The following is a 26,237-nucleotide window of genomic DNA, read 5'->3' as shown; positions in this document are numbered from 1 at the left end:
CCGGAGCCGCGGGTTCGCCGGCCGCGCGCCGTGCGCGGGCACGGCAGCGGTGACGTTCGCGTCGGCACTTCCCGCCGGAAGGGAAACCGGCAAGGGAACGGGGAGTGAACAATGGGCAACTGGGCAGGGATATGAGTGGCATACCGACCCATTCCCCTCAGCGGCCTCAATTGCTCATTGCCGCTCGCGCACGGGCCAGCAAGAATTGGGGCACCGCCCCGCACGGCCCGTCAGCGGTCCGGAAGGACTGTGCCGTGGTGCGCCCCCACCCGACCTTGCCCGTCCAACGGGCGCGTATCCGAAGGGAGGACCGTGACCCTCGGATTCGCTCCGCCCACAGCCACCTCGTTCAGATCATCGTCCGGGTCCGCCAGCCGCCTCGCCCGGATGCTGGAACCGGCCGAGTGGGCCGCGGCGGGGATTCCCCTGCTGCGCAACCCGCGTGAGGTCGTCGGCGGCCTGCACTCGCGTCACGCGCCCACGCCCTCGACGGCGGTCATCGCGGTCCTGGACCACGAGGAGCGGCTCACCGCCAGTGCCTCGTTCGTCCCCCGCCCCGCCCCGGCGGACGGGTGGGAGTTCCGCAACGCGCTCCTGGCCCATCTGCGGCGCGTCGTCCCGCACGACCTCCGCAGACGCGCGCCCGTACGGACCGCGGTGCTGCTGTACTGCCGCGAGGGGGACGAGCGCTGGACGGAGGAGGACGGAGCCTGGATGTGGGGGCTCCGGGACGCCTGCACCCTGCACGGGCTCCGCTGCGGCGCGTACATCACGCTGACCCGGGCGGGCTGGCAGGTGCTCGGGGAGGGGCGCGGGGGCCGCCGCCCGAGCTCCGACTCGCTTCCCCTGCCGATCGGCGAGGGGCCGGCCGAACTGGGACGGCTCACGCCGAGGACCGCGAGCGGCGCGAGCGAACCGTTGCGCCGGGCCGCCGCCCGCTGAGCGGACGGACGGTCCTCCGTCCGCCGGGCCGGTGGGGCCCGGCGGACGGAGGACCGGTCGGTCAGACGCCGGCGCCCGCTCCGAGCAGTGCCGTGATGCGCTGCGGGTCTCCGCAGACGACGAGCAGCGCGCCCGCGCGAGCCATCGCCGCGGGAAGGACGCGGGCGACCGTCTCGTCGTCCCCGCCGTTGACGGCGACGATCACGACGGGACGGGAGGCGGCCCGCTCCACGGCGGAGGCGTCGGCGAAGAACACGTCGTCGCCGGTGTCCTGCTGCGCCCAGTAGGCGGCCTCGCCGAAGGACAGCTCGTGGGCCGTCCAGGGGTGCTGGTCACCGGTGGTGAGCACCAGGACGTCGCCGGGGGCCCGGCCGTTCTCCAGAAGGAGGTCCAGGGCCTCTTCGGCGGCGTCGAGCGCGCCGTCGACCGGGGCGGGGACCAGCTGGAGCTGCGGGGCGGGACCCCGACCGGAACGATTCTCCGGGCCGCCCGCCGGGGTCTTCCCGGGGCCGGGGCGCGGCGGCGGCACGGGCCTGGCGGGGCCGGGAACAGGGCGTCCGGGACGCGGGGAGGTCGCGGAACGCGGACCGGGTACGGGACGGGGGGTCGACGCGGGGCGGCCGGCGGCCGTGGTGGCGCGGGGACCCTGGGCGCTCTCGTGAATCTGAGGCTCCTCGGGGATGAGAGGCATGGGTGGATGTCTATCAAACGCCGGTGCGTGGGGCATCGGCGGGTGGGCACACAGGTGCGTCCCGGGCGCGTGCACGGCCCTTCGGCAGGGCTCCGCGTCCGGAAGTTCAGAAGTCGAAGCCGAGTTGGCCCCCGCTTTCCAGTGCGGCCGCCCCGGCGGAGAGGCGGACCTTCTTGAGGTGGCGCCACCGGGGCAGCGCGTCCAGGTAGGACCAGGAGAGCCGGTGGTACGGGGTGGGCCCCAGCTCTTCGAGGGCCGCCCTGTGGACCGGCGAGGGGTAGCCCGCGTTGGCCCCGAAGGCGTACGGCGCGTACTCCCCGGCCTCCAGCTCCGCCATGAGGTCGTCCCGGCGGACCTTCGCGAGGACGGAGGCGGCGGCCACGGAGACACAGGACTGGTCGCCCTTGATCACCGTACGGACCTGCCAGGGGCTGCCGAGGTAGTCGTGCTTGCCGTCGAGGATCACCGCGTCGGGCCGCACGGGGAGGCCTTCGAGGGCCCGGACCGCCGCGAGCCGCAGGGCCGCGGTCATCCCCAGGTCGTCGATCTCCCGCGGGGAGGCGTCACCGAGCGCGTACGCCGTGACCCACTGTTCGAGTTCCGCCGCCAGCGCGGCACGGCGCTTGGGGGTGATCAGTTTGGAATCGGTGAGTCCGGCGGGGGGTCGGCGCAGACCGGTGACGGCCGCGCACACCGTGACGGGCCCGGCCCACGCCCCGCGGCCGACCTCGTCGACTCCGGCGACGATCCTGGCGCCGGTGGTGGCGCGGAGCGATCGCTCGACGGTGTGGGTGGGGGGTTCGTACGGCATGGCGCCAGACAGATTACGCCGCCCGGTGCCGCGCGCGACACCCGGATCCCCTTCGGGCGCCGGGGAGATCCCCGCCGTGCCCCCGGAGGCCGCCGTCGCGCCCCGGGGGACCGCCGGTCCGGGGTCGGGGAGGGCCGGCGCCCTCCGGGGCCGGGCGCACCGGCGCCCGGAGGGGCGAGGCGGCGTCAGACCGTCTCCGCCGGTACCCAGGCGGGGAGTTCCTCGGTCCGGCGCAGCCAGTCCGCCGGAGGCGCGCCGTTCGCCGCGGCGGCCACCACCCCTCCGGCGATGGCGCAGGTCGTGTCGACGTCACCGCCCACCTGCGCGGTCGTCCAGAACACGCCCTCGAAGTCACCGAGCCCGCGGGCCGCCGACCAGAGGGCGAAGGGGACCGTGTCGTGCGCGCTCGTCCGCCGTCCGCTGCCGAGCACGGCGGCGACCGTGCCGGCGTCGCCGTAGTCGAGCATGTCGCGCGCCCTGCGCAGCCCCGCGCCGACCGCGCTGCGCGGCACCAGGGCGATGACCCCGTCGAGCAGCGCTTCGGGCGTGGGCGGTCCGGCGGGGCCGGCCACGAGGGCGGCCGCGGCGGCGACGGCCATGGCGCCCACGACGGCCTCGCGGTGCTGGTGCGTCGTGTAGGCGGAGATCTCCGCCTGGTGGGTCGCCTGCTCCGGGTCGCCCGCGTACCAGGCCCCGAGCGGGGCGATCCGCATCGCGGCGCCGTTGCCCCAGGACCCCTGCCCCTTGAAGAGCGCGGCGGCCAGCTCCCGCCAGTCACCACCCTCCCGGATGAGCCTGAGCATCCTGTTGACCGCCGGGCCGTAGCCACGGTCGAAGTCGTGGTGCTGTGCGAACGACATGGCCAGGGCGTCCTGGTCGATCCGGCCGTGCCGTGCGAGGACGGCCAGGACGGAGCAGGCCATCTCGGTGTCGTCGGTCCACTGCCAGCGGCCGGGGGGCGTCTCGCGCCGCTTCAGCAGGGGGTAGTGGGCGGGTACGAAGAACTGGGAGCCGAGGGCGTCTCCCACGGACAGCCCGCGCAGGCTGGCCAGGGCGCGTTCGAAGCGCCGGTCGGGTGAGGAGTCAGCGGTCATCGGTCCGCCACTCTAGCCGGTGGGGCCGTACGGTTCCGGGGTGCGCCAGTGCTCGAAGGGCCTGTCCAGGCGGTACCTGCCGTCGTCGCCGAGCAGAAGGACGCGCGTCTCGGCGTTGCCGGGGTTCGACAGCGACTCGAATTCCGCGACCGTCCAGTGGAACCAGCGCATGCAGAACAGGCGCATGGTCAGTCCGTGGGTGACCAGCAGGACGTTGGGCGGGTGGTCGGGCGCCTCGAAGCTGCGGTACAGGCTCTCCAGGAACGACCCGACCCGGTCGTAGACGTCCGCTCCCGACTCCCCCTGGGCGAAGCGGTAGAAGAAGTGCCCGTACGCGTCGCGGTAGGCCTTCTGGAGGCGTACGTCCTCCCGGTCCTGCCAGTTGCCCCAGTCCTGCTCCCGCAGGCGCGGTTCCTCGCGCACCCGGACCTGTTCCGGGGGGAACCGGAAGGCCCGGAGGGTTTCGTGGGTGCGCCGGTACGGCGAGACGTAGACGCTGACCGGCTCCCCTCCGAAGAGTTCCCTCAGCCGCTCCCCCGTCTCCTCCGCCTGTCGCCGGCCGGTCTCCGTGAGCCGCAGGGCATGGTCGGGCTCCCGTTCGTACACCGTGTCATCGGCATTGCCCTCGGATTCTCCGTGCCGTACGAGGACGATGCGCCGCGGTCGTGCCATACCCCGACCCTAGATCGCCGGTCCGCGACAGGCTCGGCCGAGGGGGCACGGCGGGGCCGGATCGTCCGCGCTCCGCTCCCCGCGGCCCCGATCCGCCCCCGGGGCGCGCGAATCACCCGATCGTGGAAGGCTCGGCTCCCGCGCCGGGCGGCGGGCTCCCCGGCCCCGGGGGCCTCGGCGGGCGCGTTCGTGGCGGAGCGGGCGTCCTCAGACCGTCCAGGACGGCTCGAGCCGCACCACGTCCCCGCTCAGCGCCGCCACGTCGGCCGCGGTCCGGGCCCGCAACCCGAGCCGCTCCACCCGCTCCTCCCGGTACTTGCCGTGCTCGGCGGCGGACTGCCACATCGAGAGGACCAGGAACTCACTGCCGGGCGCCTCACCGAACATGCCCCGCAGCATGCCGGGAGAACCGGCCATCGCCGGGTTCCACACCTTCTCCTGCATGAGCGCGAAGTGCTCGGCGCGTTCCTCGTGGACGCGGCAGTGCGCCACCCTCGCCACGTCGGCGTCGGAGAACCGCGGCTCGAACCCCGTCTTCACGTCGAAGCGGTGGTCGAACAGCTTGACCCGGGCGTCCTTGAAGGTGCCCACCTGCGAGGACGCCAGCCGGTCGTGCGACCGCGCCATGAACGAGTCGTAGAAGGCCCGGCTCTCCCAGAACGCGAAGACATGGGCGACGTCCGGCCGGCCCCGGCTCCAACCGCCGCCCTGTCCCCGGAATCCGGGCTCACCGAGCAGCCCCGCCCATTTCCGCTGCCCCCGCTCGAACCCCCGACGGTCCACCACGGTGCAGCGAATCCACTTGACCAGCACCGCGCCATCGTACGGGGCCCGGAGGCGCCCCGGCAGACCCTGACGGATTCCCGCCGGGCGCATTCGCCGCGGGCCCGTGCGCCCCTCGGCGTGACGCCGGGTGCCGCTGCACGAACCGTCCGCGTCCGCCGCGATCCCCGCCCGTCCGACGCCCCGTCCGATTCGAGCCAGACGAGCGTCGAGATCCGGCTCGTCACCGCTCCGCGAACCGTTCTCCGCCCGAAGCACCGGTCCCTCTGTCACCGGCGCGTGACACCATGAGTGACCGGTCCGCGACCACGGGCCGCCGAGCGGTTCGGCCGTACGGGACGAGGCGTGCGCGGGGACGCACGCGGAGAGGGGAAGCACCATGAGCGGACTCAACAAAGGAGTGGGACGGGTCGAGGTGACGCTCAAGTGGGACCCCGCGCCGACGGGTGCCCCGGCCCACGACCTGGACCTCGTCGCCGGCGTCTTCACCACCGAGGAGCCGCACGGGGCGCCGGTGTACCTGGTGCACTTCGGCAGCCGTTCTCCCGACGGCACGATCACGCTGCACCGCGACAGCCGTACGGGCCAGGGCTTCGGCTACGACGAGGCCATGACCCTGGAACTGGACCGGCTGGCGCCGCGGTACGCGCGCGTGGTGGTGGGCGTGGCCATACAGCAGAACGGCGGGCGGGTGGCCTTCGGCGATGTGGCGGGCGTCGGCATACGGGTCCGGGAGGGCTACACCGACCTCCTGACCCACGACTTCGCCGACGTACCGGACGCCCTGTCGGCGACGGTCGTGGAATTCACCCGCGCCGGGACGGACGGCTGGACGTACCGTCCGGTCAGCCGGGGCTTCGACGCCGACCCGCAGGCCTTCGGCGAACTCCTGGGCTCCCCGGTCTCCTGAACGGCCCCGGTACGCGTGAGGGGCGCCGACCCCGGGGCCGGTTCCCCTCACGGGCGGCCCGGTGGCGCACGGCGCGAATCGTCCCCGTCGGCGCACCAACCGTTCGGCGGGGGAGGCGGGTACGGCGAAGGGGACCGGCCGGAAGCCGGTCCCCTTCGTGAGCCGCTGGTCAGCCGGCTGCAAGAACCGCGCCGGACGGGACGTCCGGCGCGGTTCCGGCAGGCGTCAGCTGCAACCGCTGGTCGAGCCGCAGCCCTCGCAGATGTAGCAGGAACCGGCGCGCTGCATCTTCGTGCCGCAGGAGAAGCAGAGCGGGGCGTCGGCGCTGATGCCGAGCTGCATCTCGACGAGTTCCGCCGAGGTGTGCGCCTGCTTGGGAGCCGGGACCTCGGTCTTCGGGGCCGGGGCGGTGGCGACGGCCTTCAGTTCCGGGGTCCGGGGAGCCGACTGGGCCAGGCCCTCGACGTCGACGTCCTCGTCCTCGGGCTGCTCGTACGAGCCGGTGTCCAGGTGGCGCTGGCGCTCCTCGGCCGAGTGGATGCCGAGGGCGGACCGGGTCTCGAAGGGCAGGAAGTCGAGCGCCAGGCGGCGGAAGATGTAGTCGACGATCGACTGCGCCATCCGCACGTCCGGGTCGTCCGTCATGCCGGCCGGCTCGAAGCGCATGTTGGTGAACTTCGAGACGTAGGTCTCGAGCGGAACGCCGTACTGCAGGCCGACGGAGACGGCGATGGAGAAGGCGTCCATCATCCCGGCGAGGGTCGAGCCCTGCTTGGACATCTTCAGGAAGACCTCGCCGAGACCGTCGTCCGGGTAGGAGTTGGCCGTCATGTACCCCTCGGCGCCACCGACGGTGAAGGAGGTGGTGATCCCCGGGCGGCCCTTGGGCAGGCGCTTGCGGACCGGACGGTACTCGACGACCTTCTCGACGGCCTCGCGGATCGTCGCCTCGGACTTCGCGGTGACCTCGGCCTTCTCCTTCTCCTTCTTCTTGGCGGAGAGCGGCTGGCCGACCTTGCAGTTGTCGCGGTAGATCGCGAGCGCCTTGACGCCCATCTTCCAGGCCTCGAAGTAGACCTCCTCGACGTCCTCGACCGTGGCCGTCTCCGGCAGGTTCACGGTCTTGGAGAGGGCGCCGGAGATCCACGGCTGGATGGCGGCCATCATGCGGACGTGGCCCATCGCGGAGATGGAGCGCTCGCCCATGGCGCAGTCGAAGACCTCGTAGTGCTCGGTCTTGAGGCCGGGAGCGTCGATCACGTTGCCGTGCTCGGCGATGTGGGCGACGATCGCCTCGATCTGCTCCTCCTGGTAGCCCAGGCGGCGCAGGGCCTGCGGGACGGTGCCGTTGACGATCTGCATCGAACCGCCGCCGACGAGCTTCTTGAACTTGACCAGGGCGAGGTCGGGCTCGAGGCCGGTGGTGTCGCAGGACATCGCGAGGCCGATGGTGCCGGTGGGGGCGATGACCGAGGCCTGGGCGTTGCGGAAGCCGTTCTTGGCGCCGAGGTGGATCACGTCCTGCCAGGCCTCCGTGGCGGCGGCCCAGATCGGCGAGTCCAGGTCGTCCATGCGGACGGCCCGGGCGTTGGCGTCGGCGTGCTGCTTCATGACGCGCTGGTGCGGCTCGGCGTTGCGGGCGTAACCGTCGTACGCGCCGACGACGGCGGCGAGTTCGGCGGAGCGCTTGTACGAGGTGCCGGTCATCAGGGAGGTGATGGCGCCGGCGAGGGCGCGGCCGCCGTCGGAGTCGTACGCGTGGCCGGTCGCCATCAGGAGGGCGCCGAGGTTGGCGTAGCCGATGCCGAGCTGGCGGAAGGCGCGGGTGTTCTCGCCGATCTTCTGGGTGGGGAAGTCGGCGAAGCAGATGGAGATGTCCATCGCGGTGATGACGAGTTCGACGACCTTGGCGAAGCGCTCGATCTCGAAGGACTGGTTGCCCCGGCCGTCGTCCTTGAGGAACTTCATCAGGTTCAGCGAGGCGAGGTTGCAGGACGTGTTGTCCAGGTGCATGTACTCGCTGCACGGGTTCGAGCCGTTGATGCGGCCGGACTCGGGGCAGGTGTGCCAGCGGTTGATCGTGTCGTCGTACTGGATGCCCGGGTCGGCGCAGGCCCACGCGGCCTCGGCCATCTTGCGGAAGAGCGCCTTGGCGTCGACCTCCTCGATGACCTCGCCGGTCATGCGGGACGTGAGGCCGAACTTCCCGCCGGTCTCGACGGCCTTCATGAAGGTGTCGTTCACGCGGACGGAGTTGTTGGCGTTCTGGTACTGGACGGACGTGATGTCGTCGCCGCCCAGGTCCATGTCGAAGCCCGCGTCGCGCAGCGCGCGGATCTTCTCCTCCTCCTTGACCTTGGTCTGGATGAAGTCCTCGATGTCGGGGTGGTCGACGTCGAGGATGACCATCTTGGCCGCGCGGCGGGTGGCGCCGCCCGACTTGATCGTTCCCGCGGAGGCGTCGGCGCCGCGCATGAAGGAGACCGGGCCGGAGGCGTTGCCGCCGGAGGAGAGCAGCTCCTTGGAGGAGCGGATGCGGGAGAGGTTCAGGCCGGCGCCGGAGCCGCCCTTGAAGATCATGCCCTCTTCCTTGTACCAGTCGAGGATGGACTCCATGGAGTCGTCGACGGACAGGATGAAGCAGGCGGAGACCTGCTGGGGCTGCGGCGTGCCGACGTTGAACCAGACCGGCGAGTTGAAGCTGAAGATCTGGTGCAGGAGGGCGTAGGCCAGCTCGTGCTCGAAGATCTCGGCGTCGGCGGGCGAGGCGAAGTAGCCGTGCTCCTCGCCGGCCTTCGTGTAGGTCTTCACGATCCGGTCGATGAGCTGCTTGAGACCGGTCTCGCGCTGCGGGGTGCCGACCGCACCGCGGAAGTACTTGCTGGTGACGATGTTGACCGCGTTCACCGACCAGAAGTCGGGGAACTCGACGCCACGCTGCTCGAAGTTGATCGAGCCGTCGCGCCAGTTGGTCATGACGACGTCCCGGTGCTCCCACGTCACCTCGTCGTACGGATGCACGCCGGGGGTGGTGTGGATGCGCTCGATGCGCAGACCCTTGCTCGCCGACTTGGCTCCCTTGGTGCGGGAACCACGTGCCGGGCCGCTCGCCGTCTCTGTCATGCCGCCTCCCATATACGGGCAAAACACACTTTGGCGCCCAGATAGTCCCAGGGCACCGTCTTCTGTACGTCGTTCTGTACTGCTGCCACGAGGACCGCGGAGGAGCCTCGGGGCACGTCTGCCGGGCCGCACGACGGCGGCCGGGTCGTGCGGGGCGGCCCCCGCCCCGCCCCCCCGGCCGGCGGCGGCGGGGGGGGGGGCCGGGGCCCCGGGGGGGGGGGGCCCGGCGGGGGGGGGGGGGGGGGGGGGGGCCCCCCCCCCCCCCCCACCGCCGGTCAGTCGGCGGCGGTGGCGGGAACGGGGACCCCTGGGGTCGCCCCGTTCCCGGAATCCTCGGCGGAAGGCCGCACGCGGAGTTCCGCGATGGCGGCCTCGAAGTCCTCGAGGCTGTCGAAGGCCTTGTACACGGACGCGAAGCGCAGGTACGCGACGAGGTCGAGCTCCCGCAGGGGGCCGAGGATGGCCAGTCCCACGTCGTGCGTGGTCAGCTCGGCGCTGCCGGTGGCGCGCACCGCCTCCTCGACGCGCTGGCCGAGCTTGGCGAGGGCGTCCTCGGTGACCGGCCGCCCCTGACACGCCTTGCGCACGCCGGAGATGACCTTGGTGCGGCTGAAGGGCTCGGTGACGCCGGAACGCTTCACGACCATGAGCGAGCAGGTCTCCACCGTCGTGAAACGACGGGAGCACTCGGGGCACTGACGACGGCGCCGGATCGACGTCCCGTCGTCGGTGGTGCGGCTGTCGACGACACGGCTGTCGGGGTGCCTGCAGAAGGGGCAGTGCATTGGTTCCAGAGCCTCCCTCGCGGCACGACTGACGGGCCTCGCACTGCCCGTGAGGGCCCCGCGAAGCGACCACCAGCATAGGCGATACGGGCACCCCCGGCAGACCGGGGACCACTACCCCTGGGTGGCCGGTGACATACAACCACTAGATCTTGGGTTGGCTGTACTTCCGGACCTTCCGCGTGTCGCGGCGCCCCCGTTGCCGGGATTCCGCTTCGGCGGGTGTGACACCGAGGGGGCTCGCCGGATGATCACGGCCCAGCGGCGAAGGCTACCGGAGCGGCCGGTTCACGGCGCCGGAACGGCGGCGCGCATACACCTCTCCCCGTACGGACGTAGGGCAATCTGCGAATTTTCACTCGAACGTGTGTTTGGCGCAACCTTTCGAAAGCTACTACCGTTGTGCCAGCCAGGGAGACCATTCGAGAGGGGCCGACGACGTGACCACCACCGCAGACAGTGCCACCATCACCGCCCAGGACCGCTCCCAGGGCCGACTCGAGGCGGTGCACGCCATGAGTGACGCAAGCATGAACGGTGAGGAGGCCGGGCGACCCGCCCGCGCCCTTCCCGGGCGACCTCCTGGCATCCGGGCCGACAGCTCCGGCCTCACCGACCGGCAGCGCAGGGTCATCGAAGTCATCCGCGACTCGGTCCAGCGACGCGGCTACCCGCCGTCGATGCGCGAGATCGGGCAGGCGGTGGGCCTCTCCAGCACCTCTTCGGTCGCCCATCAGCTCATGGCTCTCGAACGCAAGGGCTTCCTCCGTCGCGACCCGCACCGCCCCCGGGCGTACGAGGTGCGCGGCTCCGACCAGCCGAGCACCCAGCCCACGGACACCACCGGCAAGCCCGCCGCGTCCTACGTCCCGCTGGTCGGCCGGATCGCCGCCGGCGGCCCGATCCTGGCCGAGGAGTCGGTCGAAGACGTCTTCCCCCTCCCCCGGCAGCTGGTCGGCGACGGCGAGCTGTTCGTCCTGAAGGTCGTCGGCGACTCGATGATCGAGGCCGCCATCTGCGACGGTGACTGGGTCACCGTCCGCCGCCAGCCCGTCGCGGAGAACGGTGACATCGTCGCCGCGATGCTGGACGGCGAAGCCACGGTCAAGCGCTTCAAGCGCGAGGACGGCCACGTCTGGCTGCTGCCGCACAACGCGGCCTACCAGCCCATCCCCGGCGACGAGGCCACCATTCTCGGCAAGGTCGTGGCGGTGCTGCGGCGGGTGTGACCCACCCCGCCGGTCCTGACCGGGCCCCGGAACCCACTGCGCCGGTTCCGGGGTCCTGCCGTGTCCGGAGGGACGGGGCGGGGCGGGCCCCTCAGGCCTCCGCCGCCTTCGAGGCGGCGTCGATGGCCGCCAGGGACTTCCGCACCTGATTGCGGTCCGTGGTGTACCAGAAGTCGGGCAGCGAGGCCTTGAGGTAGCTGCCGTACCGGGCCGTGGCCAGCCGGGGATCGAGGACCGCCACGACCCCCCGGTCGCCGGTGGCCCGTACGAGCCGGCCCGCGCCCTGGGCCATCAGCAGGGCCGCATGAGTCGCCGCCACCGCCATGAAGCCGTTGCCGCCCGCCTCCTCGACCGCCTTCTGCCGGGCGCTCGTCAACGGATCGTCCGGACGCGGGAACGGGATCTTGTCCATGACGACCAGCTGGCAGCTGGGGCCCGGGACGTCCACACCCTGCCAGAGCGAGAGGGTGCCGAAGAGACAGGTCCTCGGGTCGGCGGCGAAGTTCTTGATCAACTCGCCCAGGGTGTCCTCGCCCTGGAGCAGGATCGGCAGCTCCGGGATGCGGGTCCGCAGCTCCTCCGCCGCCTGCTGTGCCGCGCGCATGGAGGAGAAGAGGCCCAGGGTCCTGCCGCCGGCCGCCTGGATCAGTTCGGTGAGCTCGTCGAGCATGTCGCCCCGCTCCCCGTCGCGCGCGGGACGGGAGAGGTGCTTGGCGACGTACAGGATGCCCTGCTTCGGGTAATCGAACGGAGAGCCGACGTCGATGCCCTTCCAGACGGGCAGGTCGTCGCCCGTGGTGCCCTCGGGGGCCAGACCGAGCGAGGCGCCGACGCCGTTGAAGTCACCGCCCAGCTTGAGCGTGGCCGAGGCGAGCACCACGGACCGCTCCGCGAACAGCTTCTCCCGGAGCAGGCCGGAGACGGTGAGCGGCGCGACCCGCAGCGAGGCGCCGCTGTACCGGGGGGCGGCTCCGCCCCGGGGCTCGTGGCGCTCGTACCAGACGACGTCGTACTCGGACGCCTGGGTGATCCGCTCGGCGACGCCGTGGACGGTCTCCACGGAGGCCATGGCCTGCTTGCGCACGGCGTCCTCGTCCTGCACGGCCCGGTCACGGGTCGAGCCCAGGGCCGTGATCACGGCGCGGGCCGCGTCGCGCAGCGCCATCAGGGCGTACGCGAGGTCTTCCGGGATCTTCTCCAGGCGGCCCGGCAGGGCCAGCTCCATGACCCGCTCGAAACCCTCGGCGGCGGTCTGGAGCTGGTCGGCGATCTTCTCGTCCACCAGTTTCGCGGCCCGCCGCACCGCACGGTTGACCTGACCGGGGGTGAGTTCCCCGGTGGCGACGCCGGTCACGCGGGAGACCAGCTCGTGGGCCTCGTCGACGATCAGCACCTCGTGCTGCGGGAGCACGGGGGCGCCCTCGATGGCGTCGATGGCGAGCAGGGCGTGGTTGGTGACGACGACGTCCGCGAGCTTGGCGCGCTCCCGGGCCGCCTCGGCGAAGCACTCCGCCCCGTACGCGCACTTGCTCGCACCCAGGCACTCCCGGGAGGAGACCGACACCTGGGACCAGGCCCGGTCGGAGACCCCCGGCGTCAGGTCGTCCCGGTCACCGGTCTCCGTCTCGTCCGACCAGTCCCGCAGGCGCAGCAGGTCCTGCCCCAGCTTGCTGGTGGGCGCGGCCGCCTCGAACGGGTCGAAGAGGCCGTCCTCCTCGTCCTGCGGCACTCCCTCGTGGAGCCGGTGCAGACAGAGGTAGTTCGACCGGCCCTTGAGCATGGCGAACTGCGGACGCCGGCGCAGCTGCGGATGCAGCGCGTCGACCGTCCGGGGAAGGTCGCGCTCGACGAGCTGGCGCTGCAGCGCCAGGGTGGCCGTGGCCACCACCACCCGCTCTCCCTGGGCCAGCGCCGGCACGAGGTAGCCGAGCGACTTGCCGGTGCCGGTGCCGGCCTGGACGAGGAGGTGGGAATTGTCGTCGATGGCCTCGGCCACGGCCTCGGCCATGGCGACCTGGCCGGGCCGCTCCGTGCCGCCGACGGCGGAGACGGCGGCGTGGAGGAGGTCGGGGAGGGATGGCTTCGTCATAGCCCTCCCACCCTACGGGGCGGCACCGACAGCCCGGTCACGCGAGCGGATTGGGGACCGTCCCGTGGACGGCGGCGTGGGGGCGCCGCGGCCTGTCCCGGTAGCCGTCCAGATGCAGACGGTTGCGGTTGAGGCAGAGCCGTTCGATACGGGGGGCGAGGAGGTCGAAGAGTTCGAACCGCTCCTTCAACCCGGGGAAGCGCGCCTGGTGGCGCAGGATCTCGGCGCGGACGAGGGCCCAGAAGTCCCGCTCGGAAACCCCGAGTTGTTCTTCGCAGAGGGGTGCCAGGTAGCGGAAGACCCCCACGAAGAGTCCCGAATGGATGAACTGGGTCAGGAACCCGGGTTCCTCCGTCAACAGGACGGCGCGGACATCATCCGGGAGGGTGGCGTGTTCGGGGAGCGGCTGGGCACTGATGTTCACATCGTCGACGAAGTCCTTGATCGCCAGACGCACGGGGACGTCCTCGTCGTCGTACACGACGATGGCGTTCTCCCCGTGGGGGGAGAAGACCGTGCCGTACCGGTAGAGGAAGTGCAGCAGAGGGGGGAGCAGAGCGGTGAAGAGGTGCTGGAGCCAGACGACGGGGGTGCGCCCGGAGCGTTCGACCAGTTCGGCGACGAACGCCCGGCCTTCCGGGTCCGTGTGGAGGAGGGAGGCGAGGGTGCGGGCGCGCTCGCCCGGGGGCAGTGTCAGGGGCTCGCGCCAGATGGCGCCGAGCAGTTCCTTGTACTGGTACGGCACTTCGGGCAGCCGGTCGTACAGGGGGTGTTCGACGGTGACGGAGGCGACCTCGCCGAGGAGGACCACACGGCACTCGTCCCGCAGGAACGGGTCGGCGTCGCGCAGACCGTGCACCCAGGCGGTCACGGCCGGGGCGGCGAGGGTGCGCTCGGTGGGCAGACCGCGCCAGACGAGGGTGTTCAGCACCGACAGCGGGAGCTTGACGGTGTGCCGGTCCGGACGGTCGGTGTTGAGGAACGTACGGACGGACTGCTGCGGCAGACGGAGGTCGCCGTCGGTGGTGAGCGGGACTATGGTTCCGGCGGCGACGGCCGGCGCGTAGAGCGGGAGCAGGATCTCGTCCCACTGCCAGGGGTGGACGGGCAGCAGGAGGTAGTCGTCGGCTTCGTGACCGCGCGCGGTCAGTGCCTCGCGGAAGGCGGCGTGGACCTCGGGGTCGAGTTCGCGGGCGTAGAGGCGGCCGGGGGTTTCGAGGCCGGAGACGCCCCGGTAGGCGGCGAGGCGGTTGCTGACGGCGATCCACGGCAGCCGGGTGGGGCGGCGCGCCTCGGGTGCCCAGCGGGCGGCGTCGGCGGCGGAGAAACCGACGCGCCCCTTGTTGAGGACGAGCCAGGGGTGACCGGTCTGGTGGCCTTCGAGTTCCGCGTAGGAGAGGTCGGCCAGCCGGTCCGCGGTGAGGGCCGTGTGGTCCAGGCGGGTGTCGGCGGCGAGGGTGGCGGAAAGCTCACGGATGAGGTGGCCGAGGGTGGCGCCGTCGAGCCGGAGGAGGCCGCGGGCACGGACCAGGAAGTCGAACGGATCGGTCGTCCGCCGGCCCTCGTGGCTGATCGAGTCGGCTTCGACGCGCCAGCCGCCGTAGGCGCCGCGGCGGGCCCGGAAGGTGAGGGTCGTGCCGTCGTCGAGGCGCAGGGCGTACTGGCCGGGGGCACCGCCTTCGACGGGGACGGCAGCGCCTTCGGCAGGGACGGGGACGGGTTCGAGGATCTCCTCGTACGCGAACTCGGCGAGGGCCTTGGCGAGGAGGCGGGAGGACGCCCGGGTCCAGGCGGCGGCGTTCAGTTCCGGGGGCGCGAACAGGCCGGGGGGCGTGGACGGGCCGGGGGGCGTGGAGAGGCCGGGGGACGCGAGCGGGCCGGACGGGGGGAACGGTTCGGACGCGGGGGCCGGGGCGGGAATGGGGGGCGGAACGGAGGTGGAGACCGGGGCAGGCGCCGGCGGGGTCTCTCCGGGGGGCTGGGCCGGGATGCTCTCGGAAGGCCTGGCGAGAGGGGCGGGGCGTGCGGAGCCGTGGGGTGCAGGGGACGTCGACACGGGGACTCCTCGGGATGGAAGCCGCTGTGGGTCAGCGGTGCGTGCGGGACGGAGGGGTGGTCACAGGACGTGGCGCAGGGCGCGGTCGCGGATCATGAGCGCCGCTCTCTTGTCGGGGAGGTCGACTTCCGTCGCGTAGCGGAAGCCGGCGCCGAGGAAGGCCGAGACGGAAGGGGTGTTGCGGATGTCGGGTTCGGCGACGACGCGGGTGCAGTGGGGACGGTGGTCGAGGATCAGGTCGGCGACGGCGCGCAGGAGTGTGGTGCCGATGCCTCTCCCCCGGTCCGTGGCGCCCCCGATCAACAGGTGGATACCCGTGTCGTGGGGGCGGGCCGGGTAGTGCCGGGAGAGCGGGTCGAGGTCCGCGCGGTAGACCTCGAAGTAGCTCATGGGCGTCGCACCGAGCACTCCGAGGCAGGGGACGCTCCGGCCGTCTCCCTCCAGCTGGGCGCGCAGGTGACGGGCGGTCGTGGCCGCGGGACCGGCCAGCTCCCAGAAGGCGGAGACGGCGGGGTCGTTCATCCACCCGGTGAGGAGTGACAGGTCCCGTTCGAGCCGGACGGGAGCGAGCCGGAAGGAACCGGCCGGGGTGGCGACGGGGCCCCAGGTGGCGACGGCGTCGAGCAGGTCGCCGTCGAGGAGTCCGTTCGACGGGTCGTCATCCGGAGGAGCGCCGTCCGGGGGGCGGTGGCCGAAGAGTCCCGTGGAAAGGTCCGTGGCCGGGAGGCCGGGGGCCCGGAGGCCGGGGGTGGGACGGCCGGCGCGGAAAGGGCCGGCGGTGAGGCGGTCGGTGACCGGCCGGTCGGTGGGGGCGGGGCCGCGGCGCGGCGGAAGGACACCGGCGAAGGCCGTGTCGGCCGGGATGCCGGGGGCCGGGTCCGGTGCTTCCCCGGTGAGGAGGGCGACGAGGCCTTCGGCTCCCGGGGCGAGGATGTCGCCTCCGGACGGATCGGCCGGGGGGCGGGTGGGTGACACGGTGTCGCTCTCCTCTCGGCGGGACGGTCGGGGTGCGGGTCGCGGGACGGCGGCCGGGTTCAGGTGCGGAGGGGGTTGGTGACGGTGACGTAGACGGACTGGGTGTCGACGGGGCCGACGAGTTCGTCCAGGCCGTGCAGACGGGTGAGGAGGTTGGCCTTGCTCCGCAGGGTCGCGGCCTCCAGGAGCCGGTGCGGAAGGGGGGAGCCCAGACCGGTGGCGGAGGTGAGGAAGCTGCGGAAGGCGGCGAGCAGGACGCGTTCGTCGGCGAGGTGCTGGGAGCCGAAGGCGCCGATCAGGCCCAGGACGTTGTTGATTCCGAGGTAGTAGGCGAAGCGCTCGTCGGTGACCTGGTCGGAGACGAAGGTGTCGCTCTCGGCGCCGATGCCGGGGAGGCGGCTCTCCAGTTCGCTCCGGTGGGACTCGCGGAAGTAGTAGCCCTGGTTGTCGCGGTAGCGGCCGCCGATCGGCCAGCCCTCCGGGTCGAGGAGTACCAGGGTGTTCTGCTGGTGGGCTTCCAGGGCGATGCCGGCGTGCCCGTCGAGCCAGAGGACGGGTCGGACGACCTGGTCGAGGTAGCGGAGGAACCACTCGGCGGCCACCGCGGCGGCGGGACGGCCGGTGCGGGCGGCGAGCCCGCCGATGAGGTCGGCGAGCCGGGAGCGCATGGCGGTGGATCCGGGCCAGGGGCGGGGAGCGGTGAGGGAGGCGATGCAGACGGCGTCGTCGCCGGGCCCGAAGGGGTTGTGGCGGATCATGACGTCCAGACCCGTGACGGGGGCGCCGTTCGGGGTGTCGACGGCCAGCCAGGCGGGGTCGCGGACGATGTCGAAACCCGGGTGGGCGGCCTGCCATTCGTCGGCGAGGCCGGTGCGGAGCAGCCGGTGGACCTCGACGCCGCGGTGGAGTTCCTTGCGGAGGTTCTCGCGGCGGGAATTGGTGATGCGCAGGCCGAGGGAGAGTTTGAGCATGGCCCGGGTGCCGGGGCGGTGCACGGTGCGGATGGAGGAGGTGGGGTGCCAGGGCCTGCCGTGGGGGCCGAGATCGTGGAGGAGGCCGGCGTCGAGGAGGGCACGGACGTCCGTACGGTGCCGGAGGTCGCGGGCCTGCCAGGGGTGGAGGGGCAGGGGGACGGTTCCGGCGGGCAGGGCGAGTCCGTCGGCGAGTTCGAGGGCGAGTTGTTCGGCGGTGACGGGCCGGCCCTGTTCCGTCCAGGCGGAATCGGCCGCCAGGACGGAGGTGTCGACGGCGAACCAGTGGAGGGGGAAGGCGCCCTGCGACTCGGGAGAGTAGAGGCGGCTCTCGGCCTCGGTGAGGCCTTCACGGCTCTTGGGAGTGGGGTGGAGCGGGTGGCCGAGCAGGAGGGACTGTTCGGCGGCGAGGAAGAAGTCGGCGTCCAGGTGCGGCTGGGGCCGCCGGCGGCGTTCGGCGAGGAAGTCGGCGGTGCGGCGGGCGGAGTCGGCGACCCGGCCGACGAGGTCGGCGCCTGCGGAACAGCCGGTCTCCCGGCCGATGAGGGCGGCGACGGTGACGGCGTCGACGGACGGCACCGAGGCGGGAAGCCCTTCGAGGACGGGTGCGCCGAAGCGGTGCCAGCCGGTGGGTGACCAGTAGCGGACCGGGACGAGGAGGGCGGTGCCGCTGGCGTCGAGGGGGACGCGCAGGGTGGTGGACCCGGGGGCAGAGAGGTTCTTCTCCCGGACCCAGCAGCGGAGGAGGTTCTCGATCGTGGCCGTGTCTGCGGCGCGCCGCGGGTCGGGATCGTCCAGGGGGTCGGTGGTGTCCGGCCGGGGGGCGTGGAGGCCGGGGGGCGGGCACGGGGCGACGGGACCCGTGGGAAGGCCGTGCCCGGAGGCGGGCGTCACGGCCCCCGGTACGAGTGCAGTGGAGGCGGGCGCCCCGGGTGCGAGGGCTCCGGAGGCGGGCGCCCCGAGTGCGAGGGCTCCGGACGCGAGGGCTCCGGAGCCGGGTTCCCCGGAGACGCGGGTCCCGGGACGGAGCGTCTCGGGGGCGAGCGCCTCGGGCCCGTGCCCGCCGGGGCCGAACGCCTCCTGGGCGAACCCCTTCCGGCCGGGCCCCCCGGGAACACGGGTCGCGGGGCCGGGGGGCTCGGGGGCGAGGGGGGAACCGGCGGCGGGCGGCTCGGGGACGGGAGGGACCTCGGTGGCGGGTGCCGGGGAGGTGGGCGTGGCGTTCACGGGCTTCCTTGGGGGGTGGGGCCGGGTCGGTCCGGGATCAGTCGGACCGCTCGGGGGCGATCGTGGGGGCCGGGACGCCGTGGGGGACGGACGGGCGGGGGACGTGGGCCCGTTCGGCCGCGGCGAGGGCGTCGGCGAAGCGGTCGAGGACGGCGGTGGCCTGCTCGTCGGTGAGGGTGAGCGGCGGCAGGAGCCGGACCACCGCGGAGTGCCGGCCGCCGAGTTCGACGATGAGCCCGCGGGCCAGGCACTCCTGCTGGACGGCACGGGCCAGGGAGGGGGCGGCGGGCGGTACGGGGTCGCCCGGTCCCGACGCGTCGGGGTCGACGAGTTCGATCCCGATCATCAGGCCCCGGCCCCGGACGTCACCGACGCACGGATGGGCGGCGGCGAGGCCCCGGAGCTGTCCGAGGATGCGGTCGCCGAGGACGCCGGCCCGTTCGGCGAGCCCGTTCTCGCGGACGTACGCGAGGGTGGCCGTGCCGGCGGCCATGGCGAGCTGGTTGCCGCGGAAGGTGCCCGCGTGGGCGCCGGGTTCCCAGGCGTCGAGTGCGGACCGGTAGACGATGACGGCGAGCGGGAGGGAGCCGCCGATGGCTTTGGAGAGGACCATCACGTCGGGCACGACGCCGCTGTGCTCGACGGCCCAGAAGGCGCCGGTGCGGCCGACCCCGGTCTGGACCTCGTCGACGACGAGGGGGATGGAGCGGTCGGCGGTGACGCGGCGCATCCGGCGCATCCAGTCGTCGGGGGCCGGGATGACCCCGCCCTCGCCCTGGACGGCCTCGACGATCATTCCGGCGGGGGCGGTGACGCCGCTCTTGGGGTCGTCCAGGAGGCTCTCGGTCCAGCGGGCGGCGAGTTCCGCGCCGTACGTACCGCCGACGCCGAAGGGACAGCGGTAGTCCTGTGGATAGGGGAGCCGGGTGACACGGACGTCGGTCGCTCCGCCGGAGGCGGCGAGGGCCCCCGCCGTCATGCCGTGGTAGGCGCCGGTGAAGGCGAGGAGCCCGTCGCGGCCGGTGGCGGTGCGGACGAGCTTGAGGGCGGCCTCGACGGCGTCCGTGCCGGCCGGTCCGCAGAACTGGATGCGGGCGTCGTCGGCGAGCTCGCCGGGGAGGGTGGCGAACAGTTCGGAGGTGAAGGCGTCCTTGACGGGGGTGGCGAGGTCGAGGACGTGGAGCGGGGCGCCCGAGTCGAGGACCTTCTTGACGGCTTCGAGGACCACGGGGTGGTTGTGGCCGAGCGCGAGCGTCCCGGCGCCGGAGAGGCAGTCCAGGTAGCGGCGGCCGTCGGCGCCCTCGATGGTCAGGCCCCGGGCCCGCACCGGCACGATCGGGAGGGAGCGGGCGTAGGTGCGGGCGGCGGACTCGCGCAGGGACTGGCGGCGCAGGATGCCCTCGTACCCGGTCCCCCGTACCGTCCGGCCCGCGGGGGACGCCGGTCGTTCCCCGGGCCCGGGGTCCGCTCCGCCCGCCTCGTCCGCCGGGGCGGGCAGGGCGCGCGGGTCGGGGGCGGCGCCCCGGGCCGGCGCGCCGGCGGCCGCGTGCGGTCCGCCGGCGGTCCCGCCGGCCGGCCCGGTCTGCGTGCGCGCGGCCGGTGGAACGGCCGGAGCTGGTTCGGTCACGGCCACGGCTCGGTGTCCTCCCGCTGTAACGGTTGCGTTGCACATCGGGGCGTCGTGGAGCGGCCGCAAGGCCCGTCACGGGCGTCTCCGTCGCGTCCCCCGTACGTACCAACGACGGGAACTCCCGGGGATCACGGGCCGGAGGCGAGATCTTGGCGTGTCCCGGATCACGGCACGACAACGGCCGAACGGTTCCCGGAACCGCCGGCGGGGCGCGTACCGTCCCCTCCGGCACCGGCATAGTGGGGGCGCCGGCCGTGGTCCGCGAGGGTCCGGCCACCGCTCGCCCACGAGCAAGCCGTACAAGTTGACGTAGTCCCAGGGGGATCACGAGATGCGATCGATTCGTCCGCTGCTGACGGCGGCTTCCGCCGTCGCGGCGCTGACGCTCACCGTTACGTCCTGCGGGCCGAGCGAGGAGAACGCGGGGAACAAGCCCAGCGCGCCCGCGAGCCCGAGCCCGGACAGCAGGATCAAGATTCCGGAGGACCTGAAGGACCGCCTGAAGGCGCACGGGATCGACATCGACAAGTGGCGCGGCGGCGAGTGGAAGAACTGGGACCGCGACAAGTGGCTGCGCGAGGCCAAGGACTTCGTCAACCCGATCATCGAGGACCTCTGGAACCCCGACCGGATGCGGGAGGCCGAGCGCCCCGACAGGCCGGTCGAGGAGGAGGACATCTCCGGTGACAAGGGCGTGACCGACCCGACGCCGGACCCGGTGCGGGCGAAGGCCGTGGGCGCCAAGTACCACGACAGGGTCCCGGAGTCCGGCAAGGTCTTCTTCGACGGCCCCGAGGGCTCCATGGTCTGCTCGGCCACCGTCGTGCGGGACCCGGCGCACCCGGGCAGGTCCAACATGGTCTGGACGGCCGGTCACTGCGTGCACAAGGGGAAGAAGGGTGGCTGGTACCGCAACATCGCCTTCGTGCCCTCGTACAACGACTCCGCGCTGGCGACCTCCGACCTGGAAAAGGCGTCGCGGGAGAAGATCGCCCCGTACGGCGTGTGGTGGGCGGAGTGGGTCAAGACCTCCGACCAGTGGATCGCCGAGGGCGCGAACACGGGCGGCGCGGGCGCTCCCTACGACTTCGCGGTCATCCGGGTGACCCCGGAGAAGGGGTCGTCCGGCAAGTCCCTGGAGGAGACGGTCGGGTCGGCGCTTCCGGTGGACTTCAACGCCCCCGCGACGCCGAAGATCGCGAGCATGACGGCGACCGGTTACCCGGCGGCGCCGCCGTTCGACGGCCAGAAGATGTTCCAGTGCCAGGACAGGCCGGGCCGGCTGTCCCTGAAGGCGAACCAGCCGACGATGTACCGGATCGGCTGCACGATGACCGGCGGTTCGTCCGGCGGCGGCTGGGTGGCCAAGGGCCGCGACGGCAAGCCCGCGCTGGTGTCGAACACCTCGATCGGCCCGTCGTCGGCGGGCTGGCTCGCGGGCCCGCGCCTGGGCGCGGAGGCCAAGGCCGTCTTCGACTCGGTCAGCAAGAAGTACGCGGGCCGGTAGGACGTACCGGGGAGGCGGGGCCCGGGGGGTCCCGCCTCCCCACGTGCCGTACCGGGCCGGTGCCGTGCCCTACCGGACCGTGCCGGGTCGGCCCCGGCACGCGGGGAGGACGCCCCGGCGGCGCAGCGTCGGCGGGAGCGATCGGGCCCCGACGGGGACACGCTTGGCAGGGACACGTCGCAGAGGGACACGCCTCGGCGAAGAAACGTTTCAGGGGGAGAACACCACATGCGTTCCGTACGACTCGTACCGGCCGTCCTCGGACTGGCCTCGGCGCTCGCGCTGACCGCCACCGCCTGCGGTCCGACCGAGACCCCGGCCGCGGGCAAACCAGCCGGGACGACCGCTTCCGCGCCCACCGCCGCCGACGGTGACGGCGGCTCCAGCCTTCCCGGGGACCTCGCCGGCAAGCTCAGGGAACACGGCGTCGACCCGGAGAAGTGGAAGAACGGCGAGTGGAGGAACTGGGACCGCGACAAGTGGCTCCGTGAGGCGGAGGACTTCGTCAATCCGGTGATCGACGGCCTCTGGAACCCCGCGCGCATGCAGTCGGCGAAGAGCCCGGACCAGACGGTCACCGCGCGGGCCGGCACCGGCGGAACCGATCCGACGCCCCGGCCCGTCGGGGCACAGCGCGAGAAGACGCCGTACCACCGTCACGCGGCCCCGGTCGGCAAGATCTTCTTCGACGCGCCGCAGGGCCACATGGTCTGCTCCGGCACCGTCGTGAAGGACCCCCGGCGGCCCGGGAGGTCCAACCTCGTCTGGACGGCCGGTCACTGCGTCCACGCGGGCGGGAGGGGCGGCTGGTACCGCAACATCACCTTCGTCCCGGCCTTCAACGACCTGGGCAAGTCCCCCGCCGCGCTCCGGAACGCGAAGCCGCACGAGGTGTACCCGTACGGCCAGTACTGGGCCGACTGGGCCGTGACGTCCGGCGAGTGGATCAGGTCGGGCGGCACCGGCCGGGCCTGGCCGTACGACTACGCCGTGCTGCACGTGAAGCCGCAGCGGGGCACCAAGTCCCTGGAGGAGACCGTCGGCGCCGCCCTGCCGGTCGACTTCTCCGCCCCGGCGCCCGCACGGGCCGGGACGGTCGGGGCCTGGGGCTACCCGCAGGCCGCCCCGTACAACGGCGTGATCATGCACAAGTGCCTGGACCGGGCGACGCGGCTGACCACGGCGCCCGCCACCCCGGTGATGTACCGGATCGGCTGCACGATGACGGCGGGATCGTCCGGCGGCGGCTGGTTCCGGACGCTGCCGAACGGGAAGACGGCGCTCGTCTCGAACACCTCGATCGGCCCGGCCGACGGCAACGGATGGCTCGCCGGACCGCAGCTGGGCCAGGGGGCCAGGGCGGCTCACGAGGCGGCCAGCAAGAAGTTCGCCCGCTGAGACCGTCCCGTGGAACGACCGGTGGCGCCGGTCCCCTCCCGGGCGGGAGGGGACCGGCGCCACCGGTTCGGGGAACCGTCAGTGCGCGGCCGGGACGAACGGCGCGAGCAGCGCCGCCAGCTCCTCGTGCACCCGGGCCCTGACCAGGGTGCCCTCGGGGGTGTGCTCCTCGGACTCCAGCTCGCCCTCGGCGTGCACCCGCGAGACCAGACCGCCCTGCGTGTACGGCACGAGGGCCTCGATCTCGACCTGCGGCCGCGGCAGCTCGGCGTCGATGAGCGCGAGCAGCTCCGCGATGCCCCGGCCCGAGCGGGCCGAGACCGCGATGGAGTGCTTCTCCGTCCGCAGCAGGCGCTGGAGGACCAGCGGGTCCGCCGCGTCAGCCTTGTTGATGACGACGATCTCCCGCACGTTCACCGCGCCGACGTCCCGGAAGACCTCGCGCACGGCGGCCAGCTGCTCCTCCGGGGCGGGGTGCGAGCCGTCCACCACGTGCAGGATGAGGTCGGAGTCGCCGACCTCCTCCATGGTGGAGCGGAACGCCTCGACCAGGTGGTGCGGAAGGTGCCGGACGAAGCCGACGGTGTCGGCCAGGGTGTAGACCCGGCCGGTGGGCGTCTCGGCCCGGCGGACGGTCGGGTCGAGCGTGGCGAACAGCGCGTTCTCCACGAGGACGCCCGCGCCGGTGAGCCGGTTGAGCAGGGAGGACTTGCCGGCGTTGGTGTACCCCGCGATGGCGACCGACGGCACGTTGTTGCGGCGCCGTTCCTGCCGCTTGATGTCGCGGCCGGTCTTCATCTCGGCGATCTCCCGGCGCATCTTCGCCATCTTCTCGCGGATGCGGCGCCGGTCGGTCTCGATCTTGGTCTCACCGGGACCGCGGGTGGCCATGCCGCCACCGCCGCCGCCGCCCATCTGCCGGGAGAGCGACTGGCCCCAGCCGCGCAGGCGCGGCAGCATGTACTGCATCTGCGCGAGCGCGACCTGTGCCTTGCCCTCCCGGGACTTGGCGTGCTGGGCGAAGATGTCGAGGATGAGGGCGGTCCTGTCGACCACCTTCACCTTGACGACGTCTTCGAGGGCGATGAGCTGGCCGGGGCTGAGCTCGCCGTCGCAGACGACGGTGTCGGCGCCGGTCTCGACCACGATGTCCCGCAGCTCGCGGGCCTTGCCCGAGCCGATGAAGGTGGCCGGGTCCGGCTTGTCGCGGCGCTGGATCACGCCGTCGAGCACGAGGGCGCCCGCCGTCTCGGCGAGGGCCGCGAGTTCCGCGAGGGAGTTCTCGGCGTCCTGCACGGTCCCCGAGGTCCAGACGCCGACCAGCACGACGCGCTCCAGGCGCAGCTGGCGGTACTCGACCTCGGTGACGTCCTCGAGCTCGGTGGAGAGGCCCGCGACACGGCGCAGGGCCGCGCGCTCGGAGCGGTCGAACTGGTCGCCGTCCCGCTCTCCGTCGATCTCGTGGCTCCAGGCGACGTCCTCTTCCATCAGGGCATCGGCCCGAAGGCTCTCGGTACGGCTCGTCTCCGCGAAGCTCTGTTCGTCCTGGGAAGGGGATGAAGAGGAGGTCATTGGATCCTTACGTCGATGAGGAGAAAAAGGTGTCCGCCGGTGACAACGTCCGTGGACGCCGGAAGATTCCCGGCCCGGCCGCGTCACCGACCCGACGATGGTGACACGGCCCGCCACGGCGCGTCATCCGGGTTTCGCGGTGCCCGCCGGCCCCGCCGGGCGGCTCTCCGGCTTCCGGCCGGGGCCCGTCGCCCGCCGGCCCCGAAACGCCGCCGGGGGTCCGTCGACCGCCGGTCCCGGGGGGCCGCCGGAGCCCGTCAGCGGTGTTCCGGCGCGCTCCCCGCCGGCGGCCGGACCGGTTCGCTGCGCCAGTCCGGGTGCCCGGGCATGGGCGGGGTCTTCGTCCCGTACAGCCAGGCCTTGAAGAAGCCGGTGAGGTCGCGCCCGGCGGTCCGGCCGGCCAGGGCGACGAAGTCGGCGGTGGCGGCGTTCCCGTCCCGGTGCCGGGCCACCCAGCGGCGTTCCAGGCGCTCGAAGGCCCCGGTGCCGATCTCCCGGCGGAGCGCGTAGAGGACGAGGGCGCTGCCGTCGTAGACGACCGGCCGGAAGAGGCTGATCTTGTGGCCCGGCGAGGGGGGCTCGGGGGCCGCGGGCGGGCCGCCGGCCGCGCGCCACCCGTCGGAGGCGGCGTAGGCGGCCTTCATACGCCGCTCCAGGGCCGGGCCGCCGTTCTCCTCGGCGTACAGCGCCTCGTACCAGCTGGCGTGTCCCTCGTTGAGCCACAGGTCGGACCAGGTGCGCGGGGAGACGCTGTCGCCGAACCACTGGTGGGCCAGCTCGTGGACCATGACGGAGTCGACGTACCACTCCGGGTAGGCGGGCTCGGTGAAGAGGGAGCGCTCGAAGAGCGAGAGGGTCTGGGTCTCCAGCTCGAAGCCCGTGGCGGCGTTCGCGACGAGGACGCCGTACGTCTCGAAGGGGTACGGGCCGACCCGCCGCTCCATCCACTCCAGGTGGCCCGGGGTCTTGCGCAGCCAGGGCTCCAGCCGTTCCCGGTCCGCGGCGGGCACCACGTCCCGCAGGGGCAGGCCGCGGGGCCCCTCGCGGCGCACGACGGCGGAGCGGCCGATGGAGATCTGGGCCAGCTCGGTGGCCATGGGGTGGCGGGTGCGGTAGGTCCAGGTGGTGGTGGAGCCGTGGCGGACGCGACCGCCGGGCAGGCCGTTGGCGACGGCGGTGAACTCGCTGGGGGCCGTGATCCGGAAGGTGAAGTAGGCCTTGTCCGCCGGATGGTCGTTGGACGGGAAGACCCGGTGGGCGGCGTCGGCCTGGTTGGCCATGGCCAGGCCGTCGCCGGTGCGGACCCAGCCCCCGGTGGCGGCGGGGCCGGAGGGGTCGCTGGTGTGGGTGACGGTGATCCGGACCGGTTCGCCCGCGCCGATCGGTTCGGCGGGGGTGACGACCAGGTCCTCGCCGCTGCTCGCGTACGCGGCGGGCCGTCCGCCGACGGTGACGGCGGAGACCTCGCCGTGGGTGAAGTCGAGGTTGATCCGTTCCAGGTCGTCGGTGGCGAGCGCGTCGATCCGGGTCACGGCGGAGAGGGGTTTCGTGTTCACGCCGGGGTACGCCACGTCGATGGCGTACGCCAGGACGTCGTAGCCCGGGTTGCCGAGGTGCGGGAAGAGCGGGTCGCCGATGCCGAGCGGCGCGGGGGCGGGCGGTGCGGCGGCGACGAGCGCGGCCGAGGCGGCGGCCGCGGCGGCGGCACGGAGCCGTCGCGCACGGGACGGGGAGGATCGGACGAGCGGCATGGGCCAGGGCCTTTCCGGAGG

General features: G+C 73.0%; 19 protein-coding genes. 5 read left to right on the top strand and 14 right to left on the bottom strand.

The annotated features are described in order from the left end of the window. The first annotated feature begins 312 nt into the window (after positions 1 to 312). Entirely contained in the window at positions 313 to 942 is a 630-nt protein-coding gene (locus ACZ3IL_RS26200; RefSeq protein ID WP_467394062.1) for a hypothetical protein, read from the top strand. A 61-nt stretch (positions 943 to 1,003) separates the two neighbouring features. On the opposite strand, the gene ACZ3IL_RS26195 is transcribed toward ACZ3IL_RS26200, so the two are convergent. From ACZ3IL_RS26195 to ACZ3IL_RS26175, 5 genes are all read right to left on the bottom strand, one after another. Continuing rightward, complete coding sequence (locus ACZ3IL_RS26195) at positions 1,004 to 1,633, bottom strand: hypothetical protein (protein ID WP_467394060.1); 630 nt, start codon at positions 1,631 to 1,633, stop codon at positions 1,004 to 1,006. Positions 1,634 to 1,739: 106 nt separating this feature from the next. Next, entirely contained in the window at positions 1,740 to 2,444 is a 705-nt protein-coding gene (locus tag ACZ3IL_RS26190) for a ribonuclease HII (RefSeq protein ID WP_467394059.1), read from the bottom strand. Positions 2,445 to 2,629: 185 nt separating this feature from the next. After that, positions 2,630 to 3,538: an ADP-ribosylglycohydrolase family protein gene (locus ACZ3IL_RS26185; protein WP_467394058.1), complete on the bottom strand. Its 909-nt coding sequence runs from the start codon at positions 3,536 to 3,538 to the stop codon at positions 2,630 to 2,632. A 12-nt stretch (positions 3,539 to 3,550) separates the two neighbouring features. After that, the gene (locus ACZ3IL_RS26180; RefSeq protein WP_467394056.1) at positions 3,551 to 4,210 is read right to left on the bottom strand and encodes a histidine phosphatase family protein; all 660 of its coding nucleotides are present in this window, start codon (positions 4,208 to 4,210) and stop codon (positions 3,551 to 3,553) included. A 207-nt stretch (positions 4,211 to 4,417) separates the two neighbouring features. Next, positions 4,418 to 5,023 carry a YdbC family protein gene (locus ACZ3IL_RS26175; RefSeq protein ID WP_467394054.1) on the bottom strand — a complete coding sequence of 202 codons (606 nt, stop codon included), beginning with the start codon at positions 5,021 to 5,023 and terminating at the stop codon, positions 4,418 to 4,420. Positions 5,024 to 5,372: 349 nt separating this feature from the next. Here ACZ3IL_RS26175 and ACZ3IL_RS26170 point away from each other — a divergent pair, with 349 nt between their 5' ends. Beyond that, positions 5,373 to 5,903, top strand: coding sequence for a TerD family protein (locus tag ACZ3IL_RS26170; RefSeq protein ID WP_467394052.1), 531 nt, complete (start codon positions 5,373 to 5,375; stop codon positions 5,901 to 5,903). A gap of 225 nt (positions 5,904 to 6,128) precedes the next feature. Here ACZ3IL_RS26170 and ACZ3IL_RS26165 read toward each other — a convergent pair whose 3' ends face one another. Beyond that, positions 6,129 to 9,026, bottom strand: a complete 2,898-nt coding sequence (locus tag ACZ3IL_RS26165) for a vitamin B12-dependent ribonucleotide reductase (protein ID WP_467394050.1) — start codon at positions 9,024 to 9,026, stop codon at positions 6,129 to 6,131. A gap of 275 nt (positions 9,027 to 9,301) precedes the next feature. Further along, entirely contained in the window at positions 9,302 to 9,811 is a 510-nt protein-coding gene (nrdR, locus tag ACZ3IL_RS26160) for a transcriptional regulator NrdR (protein ID WP_467394048.1), read from the bottom strand. 440 nt (positions 9,812 to 10,251) lie between these two features. On the opposite strand from nrdR, the gene lexA reads away from it, so the two are divergent. Next, positions 10,252 to 11,040, top strand: a complete 789-nt coding sequence (lexA, locus tag ACZ3IL_RS26155) for a transcriptional repressor LexA (protein WP_467394046.1) — start codon at positions 10,252 to 10,254, stop codon at positions 11,038 to 11,040. A 91-nt stretch (positions 11,041 to 11,131) separates the two neighbouring features. Here the strand turns inward: lexA and ACZ3IL_RS26150 are convergent, their stop codons facing one another. The 5 genes from ACZ3IL_RS26150 to ACZ3IL_RS26130 all read right to left on the bottom strand — a co-directional run bounded on the left by ACZ3IL_RS26150 (position 11,132) and on the right by ACZ3IL_RS26130 (position 19,754). Beyond that, positions 11,132 to 13,129 (bottom strand): ATP-dependent DNA helicase, encoded by a 1,998-nt coding sequence (locus ACZ3IL_RS26150; RefSeq protein ID WP_467394044.1) that lies wholly within the window; start codon positions 13,127 to 13,129, stop codon positions 11,132 to 11,134. Between the two features lie 37 nt (positions 13,130 to 13,166). Then, positions 13,167 to 14,951: an IucA/IucC family protein gene (locus tag ACZ3IL_RS26145; RefSeq protein ID WP_467394217.1), complete on the bottom strand. Its 1,785-nt coding sequence runs from the start codon at positions 14,949 to 14,951 to the stop codon at positions 13,167 to 13,169. 294 nt (positions 14,952 to 15,245) lie between these two features. After that, positions 15,246 to 16,160, bottom strand: a complete 915-nt coding sequence (locus ACZ3IL_RS26140; protein WP_467394042.1) for a GNAT family N-acetyltransferase — start codon at positions 16,158 to 16,160, stop codon at positions 15,246 to 15,248. Between the two features lie 59 nt (positions 16,161 to 16,219). Further along, complete coding sequence (locus ACZ3IL_RS26135) at positions 16,220 to 18,025, bottom strand: IucA/IucC family protein (protein WP_467394215.1); 1,806 nt, start codon at positions 18,023 to 18,025, stop codon at positions 16,220 to 16,222. A 370-nt stretch (positions 18,026 to 18,395) separates the two neighbouring features. After that, positions 18,396 to 19,754 (bottom strand): diaminobutyrate--2-oxoglutarate transaminase family protein, encoded by a 1,359-nt coding sequence (locus ACZ3IL_RS26130; RefSeq protein WP_467394213.1) that lies wholly within the window; start codon positions 19,752 to 19,754, stop codon positions 18,396 to 18,398. Between the two features lie 565 nt (positions 19,755 to 20,319). Between ACZ3IL_RS26130 and ACZ3IL_RS26125 the strand changes: the two genes are divergently transcribed. Together ACZ3IL_RS26125 and ACZ3IL_RS26120 are read left to right on the top strand one after the other, a co-directional pair. Next, positions 20,320 to 21,495 (top strand): trypsin-like serine peptidase, encoded by a 1,176-nt coding sequence (locus ACZ3IL_RS26125; protein ID WP_467394040.1) that lies wholly within the window; start codon positions 20,320 to 20,322, stop codon positions 21,493 to 21,495. Positions 21,496 to 21,723: 228 nt separating this feature from the next. Then, positions 21,724 to 22,893 carry a trypsin-like serine peptidase gene (locus ACZ3IL_RS26120; RefSeq protein ID WP_467394038.1) on the top strand — a complete coding sequence of 390 codons (1,170 nt, stop codon included), beginning with the start codon at positions 21,724 to 21,726 and terminating at the stop codon, positions 22,891 to 22,893. 78 nt (positions 22,894 to 22,971) lie between these two features. On the opposite strand, the gene hflX is transcribed toward ACZ3IL_RS26120, so the two are convergent. Together hflX and ACZ3IL_RS26110 are read right to left on the bottom strand one after the other, a co-directional pair. Beyond that, entirely contained in the window at positions 22,972 to 24,465 is a 1,494-nt protein-coding gene (gene hflX / locus ACZ3IL_RS26115) for a GTPase HflX (RefSeq protein ID WP_467394036.1), read from the bottom strand. 257 nt (positions 24,466 to 24,722) lie between these two features. Continuing rightward, positions 24,723 to 26,216, bottom strand: a complete 1,494-nt coding sequence (locus ACZ3IL_RS26110) for a M1 family metallopeptidase (RefSeq protein ID WP_467394034.1) — start codon at positions 26,214 to 26,216, stop codon at positions 24,723 to 24,725. Positions 26,217 to 26,237 lie beyond the last annotated feature (21 nt).

This window comes from Streptomyces sp. NPDC014907, from assembly GCF_055562975.1.
This window is presented reverse-complemented; position numbering and strand designations above follow the sequence as displayed.

Coding starts and splice junctions, on each gene's coding strand:
- ACZ3IL_RS26170 (WP_467394052.1), top strand. CDS start 5,373: ATGAGCGGACTCAACAAAGGAGTGGGACGGGTCGAGGTGACGCTCAAG.
- ACZ3IL_RS26185 (WP_467394058.1), bottom strand. CDS start 3,538: ATGACCGCTGACTCCTCACCCGACCGGCGCTTCGAACGCGCCCTGGCC.
- ACZ3IL_RS26195 (WP_467394060.1), bottom strand. CDS start 1,633: ATGCCTCTCATCCCCGAGGAGCCTCAGATTCACGAGAGCGCCCAGGGT.
- ACZ3IL_RS26150 (WP_467394044.1), bottom strand. CDS start 13,129: ATGACGAAGCCATCCCTCCCCGACCTCCTCCACGCCGCCGTCTCCGCC.
- ACZ3IL_RS26125 (WP_467394040.1), top strand. CDS start 20,320: ATGCGATCGATTCGTCCGCTGCTGACGGCGGCTTCCGCCGTCGCGGCG.
- ACZ3IL_RS26180 (WP_467394056.1), bottom strand. CDS start 4,210: ATGGCACGACCGCGGCGCATCGTCCTCGTACGGCACGGAGAATCCGAG.
- ACZ3IL_RS26110 (WP_467394034.1), bottom strand. CDS start 26,216: ATGCCGCTCGTCCGATCCTCCCCGTCCCGTGCGCGACGGCTCCGTGCC.
- nrdR (WP_467394048.1), bottom strand. CDS start 9,811: ATGCACTGCCCCTTCTGCAGGCACCCCGACAGCCGTGTCGTCGACAGC.
- ACZ3IL_RS26120 (WP_467394038.1), top strand. CDS start 21,724: ATGCGTTCCGTACGACTCGTACCGGCCGTCCTCGGACTGGCCTCGGCG.
- ACZ3IL_RS26190 (WP_467394059.1), bottom strand. CDS start 2,444: ATGCCGTACGAACCCCCCACCCACACCGTCGAGCGATCGCTCCGCGCC.
- hflX (WP_467394036.1), bottom strand. CDS start 24,465: ATGACCTCCTCTTCATCCCCTTCCCAGGACGAACAGAGCTTCGCGGAG.
- ACZ3IL_RS26165 (WP_467394050.1), bottom strand. CDS start 9,026: ATGACAGAGACGGCGAGCGGCCCGGCACGTGGTTCCCGCACCAAGGGA.